The organism is Roseibium sediminicola, from assembly GCF_023156505.1.
Lineage (GTDB): Bacteria > Pseudomonadota > Alphaproteobacteria > Rhizobiales > Stappiaceae > Roseibium > Roseibium sediminicola.
In genome coordinates this window covers 231,014-250,414 of sequence record NZ_JALNMJ010000008.1, presented here as the reverse complement: position 1 = coordinate 250,414, position 19,401 = coordinate 231,014, and the positions used below count along the sequence as shown (strand labels likewise).

The following is a 19,401-nucleotide window of genomic DNA, read 5'->3' as shown; positions in this document are numbered from 1 at the left end:
CCGGTATCCGGGTCGATCTCGAAACGGTCGTCGCCGCCAGTGATTTCATAAGAGACCACGTCGGTCACATCCGGATCGTCCGCGAAGGCGGTCACACCGGTATATTCGCCGCCCGTTGCGAATTCGGAGACTTCGTTGCCGGTCGTGTCGCTGTCGGTGACAGGGCCGATCGGGAACTCGTTCTCGTCGCCGATGTTGATCGTGAAGGTGCCGACGGAAGTCGAACCGTCGGTAGAGGTCGCGGTCACTTCGACGTCGGCGGAGCTTTCCGTCTCGGCGTCGAAGGAAGAACCGGACTTCACCGTGATCTCACCGGTATCGGGATCGATCTCGAAACGGTCGTCGCCGCCAGTGATTTCATAAGAGACCACGTCGGTCACATCCGGATCGTCCGCAAACGCGGTCACACCGGTATATTCGCCGCCCGTTGCGAACTCGGAGACTTCGTTGCCGGTCGTGTCGCTGTCGGTGACAGGGCCGATCGGGAACTCGTTCTCGTCGCCGATAGTAATGGTGAAGGTGCCAACTGACGTTGAGCCGTCGGTCGAGGTCGCAGTCACCTGGACGTCGGCAGAGCTTTCAGTCTCGGCATCAAACGAAGAGCCCGCCTTCACTGTGATCGCGCCGGTATTCGGATCAATCTCGAAACGGTCGTCGCCGCCGGTGATTTCGTAGGAAACGACATCAGTGACATCGGGATCGTCCGCGAAGGCGGTCACACCGGTATATTCGCCGCCTGTGGAGAATTCAGAAACTTCGTTGCCGGTCGTGTCGCTATCGGTCACCGGACCGATCGGGAATTCGTTCTCGTCGCCGATCGTGATCGTGAAGGTGCCGACGGAAGTCGAGCCGTCGGTAGAGGTGGCGGTCACCTCGACGTCAACGGATTGCTCCGTCTCGGCATCGAAGCTGGAGCCCGCCTTCACAGTGATCTCGCCGGTGTCAGGATCGATCTCGAAACGGTCGTCGCCGCCGGTGATTTCATACGAAACCACGTCGGTGACATCCGGATCGTCCGCAAACGCGGTCACGCCGGTATATTCGCCGCCCGTTGCAAACTCGGAGACTTCGTTGCCGGTCGTGTCGCTGTCAGTGACGGGACCGATCGGAAACTCGTTCTCGTCGCCGATAGTAATGGTGAAGGTGCCGGTTGAGGTCGAACCATCCGTAGATGTCGCCGTCACCTGGACTTCGACGGAAGTTTCCGTCTCCGCATCGAAGGAAGAACCTGTCTTGACCGTTATCCTGCCCGTATCGGGGTCGATCTCGAAGCGGTCATCGCCGCCGGTGATTTCATAGGAAACAAAGTCGCCCGCATCCGGATCGTCCGCAAAGGCGGTCACACCGGTATATTCGCCGCCCGTTGCGAACTCGGACACTTCATTGCCGGTCGTGTCGCTGTCCGCAACAGGGCCGATATCCGTGTTGCCGCCGCCACCACCGCCGCCGCCGTCATCTTGCTGACCAACACCGCCGCTGGTGCCGTCGCCGATCTGAGATCCGGCCGCCCGGATGCCGTCTCCGCCCAGATCAAACTGGGGCAGGGTTGCGTCCAGCCCGCGTGCTTCGGGAACAGCGCCATCACCGAGACCGCCATCGTCATTCGGCCCACCGTCGGCCGTCTCGACCACTTCCACCGACCCTTCCGGCAAAGGTGTATCGCCGAGGCCGCCGCCATTGCCCTTCCCCAGGCCGCCGGCGTTCGCCCCGCCATCGCCCGCGCCATCGCCTCCAGAGCCATCACCGTCCGCCTGCGCGGCGCCCGCGCCTTCGTTTTCCAAAGGCACGGCCTGGTAAAGGTTTGCAATCGTGGCTTCGCCGGTATCTTCCGGTTCGATCGACAGGGAATAGTCATTGCCACCGCTCGGACGGTAAGGATCACCGACTTGCGCTTCAACGCGGCCAGGAGGCGGCGTATCGCCAGAATTGGTCGGCGCAGAGTTTGACGCAGAGGAAGGTCCGGTCGATTTACCTGTGTTCTCTGAAGTGTCGGTGTTGGCCATGACTTGCACGTGCTCCATTAAATCATGGGATCATCACGCGCAGGGTTATCTTAATAAAGACCAACCTCAATTGATGAAATACATGCAGACCTTGAGCAAAATTTAGAATTTATGGTTTTTTTGGTAAACGGTTTTGAAACAATTCCGCGCCTTTAATGTAACAGAGGAGGCGCTTACTATGGCATCTTTTATCACTGATACTTTTAGCAGTGTTAAACTTCCGAAACTGGAGTTCTTTTCATCTGAGACAGGCGACCGTGTCAAAACGCCCGCCCTGCCCCGCTCCGTGATCACGGCCTCCATCCTGATCAATGTCCTCGGGCTGGCCATGCCGCTGACGATCCTGCAGGTCTATGACAGGATCCTGCCGAACAAGGCGACCGATACGCTGGTAATCCTGATCGTCGGCCTGGGCTTCGTCCTGGTCATCGACGCGATTCTGAAGACACTCCGGTCCTATCTGGTCGGCTGGCTTGCCGCCTCCTTCACCCACCAGGCCAATCTGGAAGCCACACGGCGCCTCCTGAATTCGAGATCCGATGTCAGCTCCGAGGCAACCGTTTCCAAGCACCTCGATTCCTTCCGCTCGCTGCAGTCGCTTGGCGATCAATATGGCGGCCAGGCCAGGCTGCTTGCCATCGACCTGCCGGCCAGCCTGATCTTTCTCGCGGTTCTGTTCCTGATCGGCGGTCCCATTGGTTTTGTCCCGCTGGCTTTGCTGGCTCTCTTTGCGTTGCGCACCGCCAACCTGAATGCCAAGATCGACCAGCTCATTGAAAAGCGCGCCCAGCAGGATCAGCGTAAATACGATTTCATCTTTGAAGTCCTGTCCGGGCTGAACACGATCAAGGCCATGGCTTTCGAGCCGGTGATCCTGCGCCGGTTCGAGCGCCTGCAGACCCAGATCTCCCGCCTCGGCTACGATTACATCAACCTGAACAACCGGGCACGGAATTCCTCGGGCTTCTTCACGGTTCTGACCACGGTCTGCGTCGTGTCCGCCGGAGCTTTGCTGGTCATGGCCGGCTTTATCAGCATCGGCGCGGTGGCGGCCTGCACGCTGCTCGCCGGTCAGGTGGTTCAACCGCTGTTGCGCGGCATCAACCACTGGACCGACATGCAGCGGATCAACCACGATTACCGTGAAGCCAAGGCCCTGTTCGACCTGCCCCGGGAAGAACTGACCGCCAATCCGGATCTGGTGGTGGTCGGCAACATCAAGCTCCAGGGCGCAGGCCTGCTCGCTCATGGAGATGCCATCGTTCCCGTTCACAACCTGACGCTCACCATCAATGCTGGCGAAACCGTCGCTTTCGAGGGCAACGACGGCAGTGGCCGGACAACGCTTGCACGTCTCGTTTCCGGCGATGTCGAGCCGAGTTCCGGGCAGGTGCTCGTCGACGGTCACAATCTTTATGGACCGGACCATCGCACCCTGTGCAAGCACATTGCCTATGTCGGCAATGACGCGCAGATGTTCTCCGGAACGATCCTGCAGAACCTGACCCTGTTTGGCTCCCATGCCTCACCGCAAAAGGCCCGCATGGCCGCGGACCTGATCGGGCTGGAAAAGGACATTCACCTGCTTCCGCTCGGGTATGACACGCCCCTCGGCAACGCCATTGAGGAAAACCTCACCGACTCCATGGTTCAGCGCATTGCGATTGCACGCGCGCTTGCCGGAGAACCCAAGATCCTTGTCCTGAACGACGCCAACGGCAAGCTCGACCACAAGAGCGAAGCCGAGCTTGTCGAGGCCCTCAAGCGGCTCAAGGGACAATTGACCACCCTGATCGTCAGCCACCGCCCGTCCTTCCGCGCGATTGCCGACAAGCAGTTCCATCTGGATCAGGGCCGGCTGGTTGCCGCTCCGGAACCCGCCGAAGCCCCCCGCACCAAATTCCGCCGGCGCGGCCCTGCCGCCCCGAAAAAGCAAGCTTAGGAGCCAAGCATGTCCCTGGCCGCTTTTGAAAACGCCGACACGATATTCCAGGACATGAAGCCGGCTCAAAGCCGGATGAACCTGGAGACCCGCGTTCAGCAGCATTCCGGCAGCACCATCGAACGCGCCTCCCCGGCAGAAGCGTGTCTCCTGCCCCTGCTAGAAGCCCTGGACTGGGACGGCATGGAGCGCCACCTGTTCGAGGCCCTGCCGCATCTGGAAGGCATCAAGGGCATCTTCGACCTTCGGGCCGTACTCACCAGGCTGAATTTCCGGGTGAAGCCGACCACACGCACGCCCAAGCAGCTCACGGCGGAACAGTTTCCCTGCCTTCTCAAACATGGCGACAACCTTCTCGTCGGCCTTGGCCGGACCAGCGACGGCCGTTTCCAGGCCTATAGCGGCGAAGCGCGGCGCACCGTCGCCCTTGCCTTCAACGAACTGAAGGACGCCGAACTGTTCCTGGTCGATCGGGAAGACGATGGCGTCGCAGGCGGCTTCCAGCACTGGTCCTCACGCCTGTTTCACCAGTTCCGCGGTACGCTCCTGTCGATCATGGCGGTCGGCTTCCTGTCGAACCTTCTTGCGCTCGGCCTGCCGCTCTTTGTCATGAATGTCTATGACAAGGCGATTGGCGCTAAATCGGTCTCCGTGCTGATCACGCTGATGATCGGCATCGCCGTTGTCCTTGCCATGGACTGGATGGTCAAGGGCACCAAATCGAACCTCCAGGCCTATCTCGGCGCGCGTCTTGACGCGGTCGTGGCGAACTCAACCTTCCGACATTTCCTGCATCTGCCCTTGCCGTTGATCTCGTCCGCGCCCATCGGCGCCCAGATCACCCGGCTTAAACAGTTCGACGGCGTGCGCGAGGTGTTTCATGGCAATCTCGCCAATGCCCTGATCGACCTGCCCTTCTCTGCCCTGTTCGTTCTGGTCCTGGGGCTGATCGGCGGTCCTCTGGCCCTGCTGCCCGCCGGATTGTTGCTGCTTTACGTGCTGTCGGCCCTGATCATCGTGCCGCGCATGAAAACCGCCATCAATCTGGCCGGCGATGCCAAGTCGCGCATGCAAAACATCACCGTGGAGATCCTCTCCAAGCGGAAGGCCATCCGCGAATTGTCGGCCGACGACATCTGGGTGGAAAAATACCGCGCCATTTCCGCCGATTTTGCGCTGAAGAACCTGAAGACCAAACAGCTGTCGCAGGTGATGCAGGTCATCTCCCAGATGTTCATGACGCTCTGCGGTATCGGCGTGCTCGGTTTCGGTGCCATCCTGGTGATGAACCAGAGCCTCACCCAGGGTGCTCTCATCGCGGTGATGGCCCTGTCCTGGCGCGCGCTCAGCCCGATGCATCAGGCCTTTTTGAGCCTGTCTCAGCTCGGCCAGGCACAACAGACCATCGAGCGGATCAACGGTCTCCTGAAAATCGACATGGAACGGCAACCGGGCAAATTGCCCAGCCTGCATCGCCAGTTCCAGGGCACCGTCCGGTTCTCGAACGTAGTGCTGCGCTATCCGGCGCGCCAGGAACCAGCCCTGCGCAATTTCTCGCTTCAGCTGGATCAGGGCTCCGTCACCGCGATCACCGGTCCGAGCGGCTGCGGCAAGACTTCGCTGGTGCGTGCGGTTCTCGGCCTTTACCGGCCGCAAATGGGCGCTATCCTGGTCGACGATCTCGATATCCGGCAGCTGGACCCGGGCGAATGGCGCAATGCAGTCGGGTATGCCCCGGAGCATTACGACTTCTTCTACGGCACGGTCGCGCAGAATTTCCGCATGGCCAATCCGCAGGCGGACAACGACCAGGTGCGCTCGGCCTTCGAGGAATTCGGGCTCAACGCCTATGGCGAACTCTTGCCGCAGGGCGTCGAAACCCGCCTGACCGGTCAGCTGATTTCGGTGTTGCCGGACAACGTCAAGCAGCGGCTGCTCCTGGCCCGCGCCTTTGTGCGCCCGGCGCCGATCTATGTGCTCGACGACCCGGCCGGCAACCTCGACTTCGAGGGCGACAAGCTCCTGATGAAGAAGATCGAGCAGGTGCGCGGCAAGTCCACCGTGATGCTGACGACCTACCGGCCAAGCCATATGCGCATGGCCGACAACCTCGTCTACATGCAGAACGGCATGGTCGCCATGGCCGGCCCGCCCAAGGAAATTCTGGAAGACGTACTGAAACAGCAAACGAAATGACGGCAGGCAGAGCGCCTGTTCCGCAGCAAAGACAACCGCCGAGGACACTCCAATGGCAGCAAAAGACGATCCCGACACACTCCGCCAAGCCGTTTACGGCCGCGTCGGTCTTCCGCTGGAACTGGAAGACGGCGTGCCGCCGGCTTTCTACTCACGGCTGCTGATGGGCCTGGCAATCGCCACGCTCCTTCTGCTGATCTGGGCTGCCGTCGGGCAGATCCGGGAAGTCGCCAACACGATCGGTGAAATCACGCCAGCGGGTCAGATCCTGACGGTTGAGCACCTGGAGGGTGGCATCGTCAACGAGATCCTGGTCGAGGAAGGTCAGCTGGTAAAAGCCGGCGATCCGATCGCCAAGCTCGAAAAACAGGACACGACAGCGGAGCTGGCGCGCATTCAAAGCCGGCTCAGCTATCTGGAACTGGAAGAACGGCGCCTGCTGGCCCAGGAATACAGCGACGCCAACACTGTCGGCCTGCGTCTCGACCCGACGGTTGACGGGCTGAGCACCCAGCAGCGGGCGGCCCTGACCGCCAATCGCAAGGCGGTCGCCGACGAACAGGACGCCTTTATCGCCCGCGTTGCCCAGAAACGCGCCGAAGTGGTCAGCCTGGAAGCCCAGGTCGAGCTGCAGAAATCACAGGTCGAGCTGGAGAAGGAAAAGTTCCAGATCCAGGAGGGACTGCTGAAGGACGGTTACACGTCCCGCCGCCGCTATCTGGAAGCCAAGGGCGAATACCAACGCTCACAGGTGGCCCTGGAACAGCTTCTCGGCAACCTGGCCCAGTCCCGCGAAATGCTGACGGAAGCACAGGCGAGTCTTTCGCAGGCCGGCGCCGAAGTGAACCGCGATGTCGCCGACGAGCGTGCGAAGATCGCCCAGGAACGGGCGGAACTGAAACAGGAAATCTCCAAGCTCAAGGACCGCCAGGACCGTCTCTTCGTCAAGGCACCCGTGGAAGGCTTCGTCAAGACACTGGGTCAGACCGGACGTGGGGCCGTGGTCAATCCGGGAGACATGATCGCAGAGATCGTGCCGGCATCCGAAAGCCTCGTTGCCGACGTCAAGGTGAACCCGAAAGACATCGGCCACATCAATGTCGGCGACAAGGCCGATATTACCGTCACCAGCTACGACCCGAACATCTACGGCACCGTGACCGCCGAAGTGGAAACGCTTTCTGCCTCCAGTTTCCAGGACGAGTACGGCGAATATTACTTCAAGGCGACACTGGCCTTCCCGGGCCACACCATCGGCTCCGGATCCAACGTGCGTCCGATCCGTCCCGGCATGCAGGTCAACGCCCAGATTGTTACCGGGTCCAAGTCGATCCTGGTCTATCTGCTCCACCCGGTCACCCGGGCCGCCAGCACGATCTTCACCGAGCGCTGAGGCAACAGCCTCCAAAGACAACAGAACAAAAGCCCCGGAAACACCTCCGGGGCTTTCGCGCTTTTGGACAAAGGAGCATCCCAACCAACGTCATCCCGGCCAAGCGAAGCGCGAGCCGGGACCGGGGAGCCTAGAGCGATTCACGGTTAAATCTCCGAGACTGAGCACCAATCCATCGACAGGCCGTGGCACCCCGATCCCGGGTCTTCGCTACGCTCCGTCCGGGATGACGATATCAAGGCTGGCCCTTAGCAACCTCCTCCTGAAAAAAAGCCCCGGAGACACCTCCGGGGCTTTTTTTCGTTTGCGTGATCAGGCTCAGTGGCTGGCCGGCGTTACCATTGCGTAGATGGTGTCGTGCACGTTGAGAACCCCGATCGGCCGGCCGTCGCCATTGACGACATTGGCCTCGCCATGACCGGAATCGGCAAAGGTCTTGGCGGCCTCCTCCAGCATGATGCCGCTTTCGATCGTCGGTCCGCCTTCCAGTGTCCGCGTCTTGTCCATGACCGTGTCGACCAGGATTACCCGGCCGCGGTTCACTTCCTTGACGAAGTCGGCGATGTATTCGTCCGCCGGTTGCAGCACAATTTCCTGGCCGGTGCCCTGCTGGATGACCGCGCCATCACGCAGGATGGCGATCCTGTCGCCGAGACGCAGGGCCTCGTCCAGGTCATGGGTGATGAAGACGATGGTCTTGTGCAGCTCTTCCTGGAGATCCAGCAGCACGGTTTGCATGTCCATCCGGATCAGCGGATCGAGCGCGGAGAATGCTTCATCCATGAGCAGGATGTCGGCGTCGTTGGTCAGCGCACGGGCCAGACCGACGCGCTGCTGCATGCCGCCGGACAACTGGTTGGGATAGTGATCCTCGAAGCCTTCCAAGCCGACGCGGGCGATCCAGCGGGCTGCCCGTTCTTCAGCTTCCTTCATCGGCACGCCCTGGATTTCCAGCCCGTAGACCGTGTTTTTCATTACAGTTCTATGCGGCAGCAGCGCAAATTTCTGGAACACCATCGCCGTCTTGTGGCGGCGGAAATTGCGCAGCTCGGTCTGGGACATCTTGCAGACGTCCTCGTTGCCGTAAAGCACCTCACCGTCGGTCGGATCGATCAGCCGGTTGATGTGCCGGATCAGGGTCGATTTGCCCGACCCGGACAGGCCCATCACCACCTGGATCTTGCCGCCCGGCATGGAGATGTTGATGTCGTTGAGACCCAGAACGTGATTGAACTTCTCGTTCAACTCGGCCTTGGACATGCCGTCCTTGACCTTTTGCACCATGTCTTTGCCGTTCGGGCCAAAGATCTTGTAGAGACTGTTGATCTCGATGCCTGTTGCCTCAGCCATGAACCACCTCCGAGTGTTTCTGAAGGCGTTTGCCATAGGCCTGGGTCGCGCGGTCGAAAATGATGGCGATCGAAACGATGGCAAGGCCACTGAGCACGCCCGCGGTCAGGTACTGGTTGTTGATGGCGTTGAGCACTTCCTGGCCAAGACCTTTCACGCCGATCATCGATGCGACGACAACCATGGACAAGGACATCATGATGGTCTGGTTGATACCGGCCATGATGGTTGGCAGTGCCAGCGGCAGCTGCACGTTGACGAGTTTCTGCCGGGCATTGGAACCGAAGGCGTCCGCCGCCTCGAGCACGTCCGGGTCGACCAGCCGAATGCCGAGATTGGTCAGACGGATCATCGGCGGAATGGCGTAGATCACCACCGCAATCAGGCCGGGCACCTTGCCGATGCCGAAAATCATGACGACCGGGATCAGGTAGACGAAACTCGGCATGGTTTGCATCAGGTCGAGGATCGGGTTGATCAGTCTCTGAACGCGGTCGGAGCGGGCCATCAGGATGCCGAGCGGAATGCCGAACGCGATCGCCAACATGGTACAGACCGTGACCATGGCAACGGTGCGCATGGTGTCCTCCCAGAGCCCGAACACACCGATCAGAACCAGCGCCACAACCGTCCCGACGGTGATGCTGATTTTGCGGCTCATCATAAACACGATGCCGGCAAAGACGGCCAGCACGATCGGCCAGGGAGAGTTGATCAGCAGATGCTCCAGGAAAACCAGAAAATCCTGCAAGGGATCGAACATCTTGTCGATGATATCTCCATAGGCTCTGGTGAAGTCCTTGAAGGATCCATCGACGGTCTTTTTGATTGCCAGCAAGTCACCTCGGCTCAACGAGGGAAATTCTATCCAGTCCATCTTTTTTGTCCCGATGGTTTTGTTGCCCCTGATTGAAAAGAGCCGCGCCTTTGGCGCGGCCCTTTCGTTTTTTTTGGGCCTTAGAGAGCCGCCTTCACCTTCTCTGCAACTTCCGGGCTGACCCACTTGGTCCAGACGTCCTCGAAGTTTTCGAGGAAGTAGTAGGCGCCGTCTTCATTGGCGGCCTGGTTGTCGCTCATCCAGGCCAGAACCTTGCCGGCGGTGCGGTTGTCCCAGGTGCGGCCCTTGATGTAGTCCATGGCCGGGCCAGCCTTGCTGGCGAAATCATCGGTGACAACGGTGAACACTTCCGACTTCACCCAGGAATTCGGCTTCGGATCCGGGCAGTCCTCGATCACGGTGCAGCTGTCCCACTGCTCCTTGTCATGCGGCGTCTCGAAGTCGAGCAGGGTCATGTCGTATTTACCGAGGATCGCGGTCGGCGCCCAATAGTAGCCGAGCCAGCCGTCGCCGCGCTCGTTGGCCTTGGCGAGCGAGCCGTCGAGACCGGCCGCAGAGCCCGGATCGACCAGTTCAAATCCACCCTTGTCGAAGCCGAAGGCACGGAACAGGTTGCCGGTGGTGATGCGGCAGTTCCAGCCGGTCGGGCAGGTGAAGAAGGCACCCTTGCTTTCGTCCTCTGCACCCGGGAACAGCTCCGGATGGGCCAGGGCTTCCTTGACGGTGTAGATGTCATGCTCTTCGGCGATCGCGGTGGGAACCCAGAACCCTTCGACGCCACCCTCGTTGAGGATTTCTCCGCCGATGATCAGCGAGCCTTCGGCAACGGCCTTGTCGAGCGGCTCGCGAACCGCGTTGATCCAGAGCTCCGGAGCCATGTCCGGTTCGCCCTTTTCGTTCATGGAGGTGAAGGTCGGCATGGTGTCGCCGGTGACCAGCTCCACATTACAGCCATAGCCGTTCTCCAGGATGATCTTGTCGATGTGCGCGATTGCGCCGGCCGACGCCCAGTTCATTTCCGCAACGGTGACCGTTCCGCATTCTTCCGCCATGGCCGACGAAGCCATACCGATCAACGCGGTCGCGGCGACCGTGACAAACAACTTCTTCATGAGGGTACTCCTGTGCAGTTTGTTTGCATGTTTTTGAATTGGGCACGGCACACGCATGCTCTGAAACAAGCATTCGCCTCGCCGCACATCCAATGGAAAAGTAGAATAGCAGAGGAACGCAGGCGCCCTGCAAAGGTGACTAGATTAAATTTGTTTAATTTAGTCTTCACTTGACGCATATACGCTGTTCTTGCTCCAACGCCTTTCAAATGATCATTCCGCCTTGGCGTTGATCATTGCCGGTATTTGTTCCAGCTCAAGGCTTTACGGTCGACACATTACATTATGCAGCCGTCAGCACAACAGTATAGACGCAATTCTCATACCATTCATATCGCAAATTTCGGCAACCCTCCTGCAAACGACATTTTCATGCTGGATTTCGTCATTCACCCTAATTTTCTTTCTCGAATCTGATTCTCCGAGGCCCCAAAAATCCTTGCGGGAGCGCCTGTTTTTACCCGCATGTCACGCATACCCTTTGGTCACACCACCCCTGACTGCAACCCCGACACAACCAGCTCGGACAAGTGCGTCGTCGCGCTGGCGCGAGGCCTCAGGAACACCATCTTGCGGCTGATCGATTGCTTCAGCTCCCTCAGCGTCACCTCCGGATACTGCTCCGTCAGCCGGCGCCATTGCGGCAGGATGGCCTGGCCGATCCCTTCGGACACCATCAGCGCGATGGTTTCAGGGGCGTCCAGTTCACACAGGATGTGGCCGCTGAAAAAGTCCCGGCGACAGGCCTCGAAGATCCGGCGACCACCCCAGGAGGTCCTGTCGTAGACGATCCAGGGCAGCGGTCCTCTGCCGGTGGCAACGGCGGCCGGCGGGGTCACATGAACGATCCTTTGCTCTGCCAGATCGAAGCTCGCCACCGATTTCGGCAGATCGAAGGGCGCGGCCACCGTGATTGCGCCGTCGAGCGTACCCACCAGAAGATCCTGGTAGAGTGCATCGGATGCTCCCGGCCGGATGCTGAGCACCACGTTCGGCGCTTTTTGCCGAAACATGCCGATTACCCGGGAGGCATCGTCCAGCAGAGCTGTCGACACCGCGCCCAGCCGGAAAGGGCCGCTAAACCCGTCCGGGTCGATCCGGCCACGCAGCCTTTCAGCGTCCCGCACCAGCCTGCGTGCGGCCGGCAACAGCCTCAGACAGGCTTCTGTCGGAGCTGCTGCGTGGGCACTCCGGTTTAACAGCCTTTCCCCAAATTCCGTTTCAAGAACCCTTATCCGTTGGCTGATGGCCGCCGCCGTCAAGCCTTGCTGCCGGGCCGCGGCGGCAATCGATCCGGTTTCGGCAACCGCAAGCAGACTTTCCAGAAACCGCGTATCCAAAATATTTTCCTATGCTGAAGAATAGAAAAACATCCTAAATGTTTTGGATAGGATCTGCTAGCAAACAAGGAACCCCTCAGCGTTTGGAGCCCGTCATGCAGCCCTGCTTCCACCTTGCCTATCACGTCACCGACCTTGACGAGGCGCGCGCCTTCTACGGCGGCCTCCTCGGCTGCGCCGAAGGCCGCAGCACCGAGACCTGGGTCGATTTCAACTTCTTCGGCCATCAGATCTCGCTGCATCTGGGCAAGCCGTTCGAGACCACCAACACCGGCAAGGTCGGCGATCACATGGTGCCCATGCCTCATCTCGGCGTCGTCCTGGCCATGCACCGCTGGAAGGCGCTTGCGGAAAAACTCACGCAGGCTAACCTCGCCTTCATCATCGAACCGACCATCCGCTTCGAGGGCCAACCGGGCGAACAGAGCACCATGTTCTTCAAGGACCCCTCCGGCAATCCGATTGAAATCAAGGGCTTCGCCGAGGAAGCCGGAGTGTTTGCCACATGACAGTCATCGTTCCCTTCGTCTCCGAAGCCAGCCAGGACGAGCGCCAGGCCTGGTGCGAAGCCTTGCCGGAAGCCCTTTCCGGCGTCGCCACCGTCAAGCCCTTCGAGGATCTGACGGACGAGGAACGCAAGCTTGCAACAGTGGCCATCGTTGCCAATCCGGACCCTGCCAAGGTCGCCGCCCTGCCCAATCTCGTCTGGGTGCAGAGCCTTTGGGCCGGCGTCGAACGCCTGACCGCGGAACTGCCCGCCGACGGCCCGCTGATCGTGCGCCTGACCGATCCGCAAATGGCGGAGACCATGTCCGAAGCCGTCCTCGCCTGGACCTTGTACCTGCATCGCGACATGCCGCGTTACCGGGTCCAGCAGGACCGGAAGATCTGGCAGGGCCATGAACTCAAGCTGCCCGGAGAACAAACGGTTGGAATGCTCGGCCTGGGCAAGCTCGGCGCGGCCGCGGCCCTCCGCCTCAAGGCCAACGGTTTTTCAGTCCTCGGCTGGAGCCGGAGCGCCAAGGCGCTCACGGGCATTGCTTGCCACCACGGCGCCGACGGCCTGCGCACGGTGCTGGAGCGCTCGGACATTCTGGTTCTGCTGATGCCGCTGACCGAGGACACGAAAGGCTTGATCGGCCAGGACGAACTGTCGGCCTGCAAGGAGGGCGCGGCGCTGATCAACTTTGCACGCGGTCCGATCCTGGACGAACCGGCCTTGCTTGCGGCGCTCGACAATGGCCCGCTCGGCCATGCCGTGCTCGATGTCTTCGACAAGGAGCCCCTGCCCGCCTCCCATCCCTTCTGGACCCACGCCAAGGTGACCTTGCTGCCGCACATTTCTGCGCCGACCATCACCAGCACCGCTTCGAAGATCGTGGCGGCGAATATCGGCGGCTATCTTGCCGGCGGCACCGTGCCGCCGAGCGTCGATCGCAGCCGGGGATATTGAGGCTCTTTCCGCGGTCAGCGTCGCAATTCTGTCAAGGAACGCGGTCTATCAGGCGATCAGCTCAATTGATCTTGCGAACAGGTGTTTCATGACCGACCTTCCAATCCTTGGCGCCGCGCTGACCCTCGACTCTCTCGAAACGCACCGCAAGCTCATGCTCGACAAGCCGCGCGATCTGGAGCTGCAGGATTTCGTGACCGCGGACGTGCTGAACGGCGACTGGCAGCCGCTGGTGGACAGGGCCAGGGCCCTGCTGGAGGGCCATGAGGGCCGCGTCGGCATTCATGGGCCGTTCTGGGGATTTTCGGTGGACACGATGGATGTCGATGTCCGCGAGGTCGTCAAGAAACGTCTGTGGCAGGGGCTCGACATTTGCGAGGCCCTCGGCGGAACGCATATGGTCGTGCACAGTCCCTTTTCCACCTGGGACCACAACAATCTCGACAATTACGACAGAGGCCTCGAACGCAAGATAGAGCTCTGCCACCTGTCCATGAAAGACGCGGTCAAACGCGCCGAGGACATCGGCTGCGAACTGGTGATCGAAAACATCGAGGACAAGGATCCCTATGCCCGGATCGAGCTTGCCGAAAGCTTCGGATCCGAGGCCGTGAAGATTTCCATCGACACAGGCCACGCCCATTATGCCCATGGCTCCACCGGTGCTCCGCCGGTCGATTATTACGTGAAGGCCGCCGGCAACCGCCTGCGCCACATTCATTTACAGGACGCAGACGGTTATGCCGACCGCCACTGGACCCTCGGCGAAGGCACCATAAACTGGCACTCGGTGTTTGACGCGCTTGGCCAGCTCGACAGCAAGCCGCGCCTGATCATCGAACTGCGCGACCATTCCGGCCTGCCGGCTTCGATTGCCAACATGGCGGCTTTGGGTCTGGCGCAGTAGGGGCGAAAAACCAATCCCCCCTCGACCGTCATTCCGGACAAGTGCGACGCCAGTCGCAAGCCGATCCGGAATCCAGCGCAACAGCGTGAGCGCAGCGAACACTCCAATATAAATAAGGACGCGCTGACGCGCGGATGATCCGCTGGATTCCGGATCAGCGCGCAGCTGCGCTGCACTTGTCCGGAATGACGCCCAGACGGGAAGGCCTGGACCTCAAACCTCAGCCCATTGCCCAGGGGCCATGATAACCGCCGCCGGCCGTGTCGGTGCGCTCGAAGCCATGTGCGCCGAAGAAGTCGCGCTGGCCCTGGAGCATGTTGGCGGTGGAGCGGGCGGTGCGCATGATGTCGAAATAGGACAGCGCCGCGGAAAGCGCCGGCACCGGCAGGCCGTGCAGGGCCGCCTGGGCAACCACCTGGCGCAGCATCGCCTCGGTCTGTTTCAGCTTTTCGGAGAAGAACGGCGCCAGCATCAGATTGCGTTCCGCATCGTCGGCAAGCGCCGAGGACATGTCGTTCAGCATGGCGGAGCGAATGATGCAGCCGGCGCGCCAGATCCTTGCGATTTCCGGCAGGGGCATGGCCCAGCCATATTGTTTCGCAGCTTCCAGGATCAGACCGAAGCCTTGCGCGTAGCAGATGATCTTGCCGGCAACGAGCGCGGCTTCCAGCGCGTCGATGGTGACACTCTCGCGGTCCATGCCGGACGGCGCGGCGCCGAATTCGGCTTCGCCCGCCTTGCGCTCGTCCAGGCGTGCGGACATGTTGCGGGTCGCGACAGCGGCCTCGATGGCGCTCGCCGGCGTGCCCAGCATCAGAGCCTCGATGGCGGTCCAGCGGCCGGTGCCCTTCTGGCCGGCCTTGTCGAGAATGATGTCCAGCATCGGCTTGCCGGTATCCGGGTCCGCGGTCTTGGCGACCTTGCCGGAAATCTCGATAAGGTAGGACTGCAGGGTGCCGCCGTTCCATTTTTCAAAGACGCCGCCGATCTCGGCAGCGGACATGCAGAAGCCGTCGCGCATCACGCCATAGACCTCGGCGATCATCTGCATGTCGGCATATTCGATGCCGTTATGGACGGTCTTGACCAGATGGCCGGCGCCGGCTTCGCCGAGATAGGCCGCGCAAGGCGTCTCGCCGTGCTTGGCGGAAATCGCTTCCAGGATATGGCCGACCTGGTCCCAGGCGTCCTTGGCCCCACCGCCCATGATCGACGGGCCGAAACGCGCGCCCTCTTCACCGCCGGAGACACCGATGCCCATGAAACGCGGGCCCTTTTCGGCGGCGTCTTTCGCACGCCGGTTGGTGTCGTGATAGTTGGCGTTGCCTGCGTCGATGATCAGGTCTTGCGCGTCGAGCAGAGGCCGGAGCGCTTCGATCTGCGCATCGACGGCCTCGCCCGCAGGCACCATCAGGATGACGGCACGGGGCGACTTGATGGAGGCGACAAAGTCTTCCAGCGTCTTGGTCGGCACCAGTTTTCCGGCGAGCTCACCAGCTTTGGCTACGAACTGATCGGTCTTTTCCGTCGTCCGGTTGTAGACGGCGATCTGAAAGCCATGTTCGGCGATGTTGAGCGCGAGATTGCCGCCCATTGTGCCCAATCCGATCAATCCGATTTCCGCACTCTGTGAGCTCATGAACATTGCCTTTCATAAATCGATTAATACCTGGTCGGGCGGTCATAACCGACCGGCGCCCAGCGGGCAATGCTTGCATACGAGCGAACACAATTTTGCGCACTTCGATGTCACCAAAACGGCTGGGAGAGAAAAACAACAAAATCGGGCTGCTCAGCAATTATACCCGGCGGTCAAAAAAATCTGTCACACAAGCCTGATACCCGATGGTCCATCCGCATCCTCATTTTCGCGGTTCTGCGCAAAGGATCTGTCACATGAAAAATCTCCTGATTGCAGCCGGCCTTCTGGCAGCGGCGTCCACCTCCGCATTCGCCGATGATATTACCGGCAAGCTCGTCCTCTACACGTCCCAGCCGAACGCGGACGCCCAGGCGACCGTCGATGCCTTCACCGCCAAGCATCCGGGCGTCGAGGTGGAGTGGGTCCGCGACGGCACCACCAAGATGATGGCCAAGCTGCGCGCCGAATTCGAAGCCGGTGCGCCGAAGCCGGACGTGCTCCTGATTGCCGACATGGTCACCATGGAAGGCCTCAAGAAAGAAGGCCGTCTGCTGGCCCATGAGAGTGCCGATGTTTCCGCCTACGATCCGGCGATCATGGACAAGGACAAGTCCTATTTCTCCACCAAGCTGATCACCACCGGCATCGTCTACAATACCAATGCGTCGATGAAGCCGACCTCCTACAAGGATCTCCTGAAAGAAGAAGCAAAAGACAAGCTGGCGATGCCGTCGCCGCTGACCTCCGGCGCCGCGACCATCCACATGACCGCACTGACCTCCAACCCGGATCTGGGCTGGGCCTATTATGAAGGTCTCGCCGATCAGGGCGCCAATCCGAAGGGCGGCAATGGCGGCGTCTACAAGGCGATTGCCGGCGGCGAGAAGCTGTACGGCTTTGTTGTCGATTTCCTGCCGATCCGCGAACAGCTGAAAGGCGCGCCGGTCGCGTTCGTCTTCCCGGAAGAAGGCGTTTCCGCCGTCACCGAACCGGTCGCGATCCTCTCCACCGCCCGGAACCCGATTGCGGCGAAAGCCTTTGTCGACTTCCTGATTTCCGAAGACGGCCAGAAGCTCGCCGCCTCCCAGGGCTACCTGCCGGCCCATCCGGGCGTCGCGGCACCGGAAGGTTTCCCCGCCCGCGACCAGATCAAGCTGATGGACTTCGATCCGGCCACCGCCCTGGAACAGGACCAGGCCAACAAGATGAAATTCACCGAGATCTTCGGCGGCTAAGGCAACCGTCCTTGATCCGACAGCGGGCAGCGCGGCAAACCTGCGCTGCCTCTCCTATTTGCACCGTCATTCCGGACAAGTGCAGCAACGCTGCACGCTGATCCGGAACCCAGCGCTTAATCCGCGCCGAAGGCGCGACCGCTTCGGGACAGCTTGGGAATTCGCTGCGCTCATCCTGACACGCTGGATTCCGGATCGTCGCGCGGCTGCGCCGCACTTGTCCGGAATGACGACGACAGTTGATGGTCCATACAGTTGCGATCCGCATTCACCTCCGAAAAAACCACCCTTTTCGCGCTCGTGCTTGGTGCCACGCTGATCTGTGGCCTGCCGTTGCTGCTGCTCTTCAAGACCGGCCTGACGGGCCCTTCCGGCCTCGATCTCGGTCCCTTGCTCGAAGCCGTTCAAAGCCGTTCTGTGTTGAGCGCCCTGTGGCACTCGGTCGAAAGCAGCTTCTGGTCGGCCTTGGCCGCGACCATTCTGGGCACCGGCCTGGCACTTCTGGTCGGCCTTACCGACATCCGCGCCAAAGGTCTCCTGGTGTTCCTGATCCTGCTGCCGATGATGATCCCGCCCCACGTCACGGCGATTGCCTGGATACAGGCGCTCGGTCCCGCCAGTCCGGTGCTGCGCTGGCTCGGCATTGCGCCTGAACCCGGCTCGACCCATCCGCTTTATTCCCGCGAAGGCCTGGTGCTGCTTTTGACCCTGCAGCACAGCCCGCTGGTGTTCCTTCTTGTTCGCGCCGCTTTGCGCTCTTTCCCTCGGGAACTGTCAGATGCCGCCCGCAGTTCCGGGGCCGGCGCGGTTTTGATGCTGCGCCGGATCACTCTGCCGCTGCTGGGACCTTCCCTGCTGGCCGGTTTCGCACTGGCCTTTGTCGCCGCGCTCGGCAATTTCGGCATCAACGCTCTGATCGGCATTCCGGCCCGCTATACCACCCTGCCCGTGCTGGTCTGGCGGCGGCTGGCGAGCTTCGGCCCGGATGTCCTGCCGAACGTCGCCGTCATCTCCGTCATTCTGGGCCTGGTGGCGCTGGCCGCGATCCTGATCCAGAGCCTGTTGCAGCGGCGTATGCGTACCAGCCTGATCGGCCTGCCCCAGGACCCGCTGGCGATTTCCCTCGGGCGCAAACGACCTCTTGTGGAAGCGCTGCTGTGGACCTTTGTTGGCTGCGTGCTTTTGTTGCCTGCCGCCTCCCTGCTGGCGACCGCGCTGGTCCGGACCTACGGCCTGCCGCTCTCCCTCGAGGCACTGACGCTCGACAATTTCACCGAGGTTCTCTGGCGCCAGTCGGTCACCCTTCGCGCCTTTGCCAACTCGACCGGCATTGCCGGTCTCGCAGCCGCCGTCATTGCCCTTGCCAGCCTGCCGCTCGGCTATTTCCTTGCGCACAAAAGAGCAGGCCACCGGCGATGGGCCGGACTGGCCCTGACCCAGACGGAGGTCGCCTTCGCGGTGCCGGGCCTGGTCATGTCGATCGCCTTCATTCTGGCCTTTATCCGCCCCCTGCCGCTATTGAACGTCTCGCTCTACGGCACGCTCTGGATCATCGGCATCGCCTATGTCTCGGTCTTCCTGGCCGTCGGCCTGAAGCCGGTCGCTGCGGCTTTCCTGCAGATGGACGGGGCGTTGGAAGACGCCGCCCGGGTCTCCGGCGCGGGCTTCGTCCGGCGCATGCGCCGCATCTTTGCCCCGCTGGCCGCCCCATCCGCCGCTTCCGGCGCGATCCTCGTCTTCCTGACCGCCTATAACGAGGTGACGGTCTCGGCCCTGCTCTGGTCCACCGGCAACGAGACCATCGGCACGACCATCTTCAATTACGAGGATGGCGGCTACACGACCCTGGCCGCGGCGATGTCGGCGGTGGTGGTCGCGGCCACGATTGTGATCATGCTGGCGATGAATGTGCTGGCGAAACGGGTTCCGGCGGGGACGGTACCGTGGAAGGATTGAGAGCAAGTTGTTTTGAAACTCAACGTCATCCTGA

Annotated in this window: 14 protein-coding genes; 8 read left to right on the top strand and 6 right to left on the bottom strand. The window is 61.0% G+C overall.

Going from position 1 to position 19,401, the window contains the following annotated elements; genetic code table 11:
* A partial coding sequence (locus M0H32_RS13885) for a cadherin repeat domain-containing protein (protein WP_248154934.1) occupies positions 1-2,003 on the bottom strand: 2,003 nt, incomplete at its 3' end.
* Between the two features lie 286 nt (positions 2,004-2,289).
* Here M0H32_RS13885 and M0H32_RS13880 point away from each other — a divergent pair.
* Genes M0H32_RS13880 through M0H32_RS13870 form a run of 3 tightly spaced genes read left to right on the top strand, consistent with a single transcriptional unit; the run spans position 2,290 to position 7,534 of the window.
* Positions 2,290-3,945 carry a peptidase domain-containing ABC transporter gene (locus tag M0H32_RS13880; RefSeq protein ID WP_248154932.1) on the top strand — a complete coding sequence of 552 codons (1,656 nt, stop codon included), beginning with the start codon at positions 2,290-2,292 and terminating at the stop codon, positions 3,943-3,945.
* Between the two features lie 9 nt (positions 3,946-3,954).
* Complete coding sequence (locus M0H32_RS13875; protein WP_248154924.1) at positions 3,955-6,141, top strand: peptidase domain-containing ABC transporter; 2,187 nt, start codon at positions 3,955-3,957, stop codon at positions 6,139-6,141.
* A gap of 52 nt (positions 6,142-6,193) precedes the next feature.
* Positions 6,194-7,534, top strand: a complete 1,341-nt coding sequence (locus M0H32_RS13870; protein ID WP_248154922.1) for an HlyD family type I secretion periplasmic adaptor subunit — start codon at positions 6,194-6,196, stop codon at positions 7,532-7,534.
* A gap of 318 nt (positions 7,535-7,852) precedes the next feature.
* Here the strand turns inward: M0H32_RS13870 and M0H32_RS13865 are convergent, their stop codons facing one another.
* From M0H32_RS13865 to M0H32_RS13850, 4 genes are all read right to left on the bottom strand, one after another.
* Entirely contained in the window at positions 7,853-8,884 is a 1,032-nt protein-coding gene (locus tag M0H32_RS13865; protein ID WP_248154920.1) for a quaternary amine ABC transporter ATP-binding protein, read from the bottom strand.
* Positions 8,877-9,761, bottom strand: a complete 885-nt coding sequence (locus tag M0H32_RS13860; RefSeq protein WP_248154918.1) for an ABC transporter permease — start codon at positions 9,759-9,761, stop codon at positions 8,877-8,879. The genes M0H32_RS13865 and M0H32_RS13860 overlap by 8 nt, the downstream gene beginning before the upstream one ends.
* An 80-nt stretch (positions 9,762-9,841) precedes the next feature.
* The gene (locus M0H32_RS13855; protein WP_248154916.1) at positions 9,842-10,834 is read right to left on the bottom strand and encodes an ABC transporter substrate-binding protein; all 993 of its coding nucleotides are present in this window, start codon (positions 10,832-10,834) and stop codon (positions 9,842-9,844) included.
* Between the two features lie 485 nt (positions 10,835-11,319).
* Positions 11,320-12,174 carry a LysR family transcriptional regulator gene (locus M0H32_RS13850; RefSeq protein WP_248154914.1) on the bottom strand — a complete coding sequence of 285 codons (855 nt, stop codon included), beginning with the start codon at positions 12,172-12,174 and terminating at the stop codon, positions 11,320-11,322.
* Positions 12,175-12,269: 95 nt separating this feature from the next.
* Here M0H32_RS13850 and M0H32_RS13845 point away from each other — a divergent pair, with 95 nt between their 5' ends.
* From M0H32_RS13845 to M0H32_RS13835, 3 genes are all read left to right on the top strand, one after another.
* Positions 12,270-12,683, top strand: coding sequence for a VOC family protein (locus M0H32_RS13845; protein WP_248154911.1), 414 nt, complete (start codon positions 12,270-12,272; stop codon positions 12,681-12,683).
* On the top strand, positions 12,680-13,627 hold the full coding sequence (locus M0H32_RS13840; RefSeq protein WP_248154909.1) for a 2-hydroxyacid dehydrogenase: 948 nt from the start codon (positions 12,680-12,682) through the stop codon (positions 13,625-13,627). Before M0H32_RS13845 ends, M0H32_RS13840 begins: the two co-directional genes overlap by 4 nt.
* A gap of 88 nt (positions 13,628-13,715) precedes the next feature.
* On the top strand, positions 13,716-14,534 hold the full coding sequence (locus M0H32_RS13835; protein ID WP_248154907.1) for a sugar phosphate isomerase/epimerase family protein: 819 nt from the start codon (positions 13,716-13,718) through the stop codon (positions 14,532-14,534).
* A 220-nt stretch (positions 14,535-14,754) separates the two neighbouring features.
* On the opposite strand, the gene gndA is transcribed toward M0H32_RS13835, so the two are convergent.
* The gene (gene gndA / locus M0H32_RS13830) at positions 14,755-16,173 is read right to left on the bottom strand and encodes an NADP-dependent phosphogluconate dehydrogenase (protein ID WP_248154905.1); all 1,419 of its coding nucleotides are present in this window, start codon (positions 16,171-16,173) and stop codon (positions 14,755-14,757) included.
* Positions 16,174-16,430: 257 nt separating this feature from the next.
* Between gndA and M0H32_RS13825 the strand changes: the two genes are divergently transcribed.
* Both M0H32_RS13825 and M0H32_RS13820 read left to right on the top strand, forming a co-directional pair.
* On the top strand, positions 16,431-17,411 hold the full coding sequence (locus M0H32_RS13825) for an ABC transporter substrate-binding protein (protein ID WP_248154903.1): 981 nt from the start codon (positions 16,431-16,433) through the stop codon (positions 17,409-17,411).
* A 255-nt stretch (positions 17,412-17,666) separates the two neighbouring features.
* On the top strand, positions 17,667-19,367 hold the full coding sequence (locus M0H32_RS13820; protein ID WP_248154901.1) for an ABC transporter permease: 1,701 nt from the start codon (positions 17,667-17,669) through the stop codon (positions 19,365-19,367).
* Positions 19,368-19,401 lie beyond the last annotated feature (34 nt).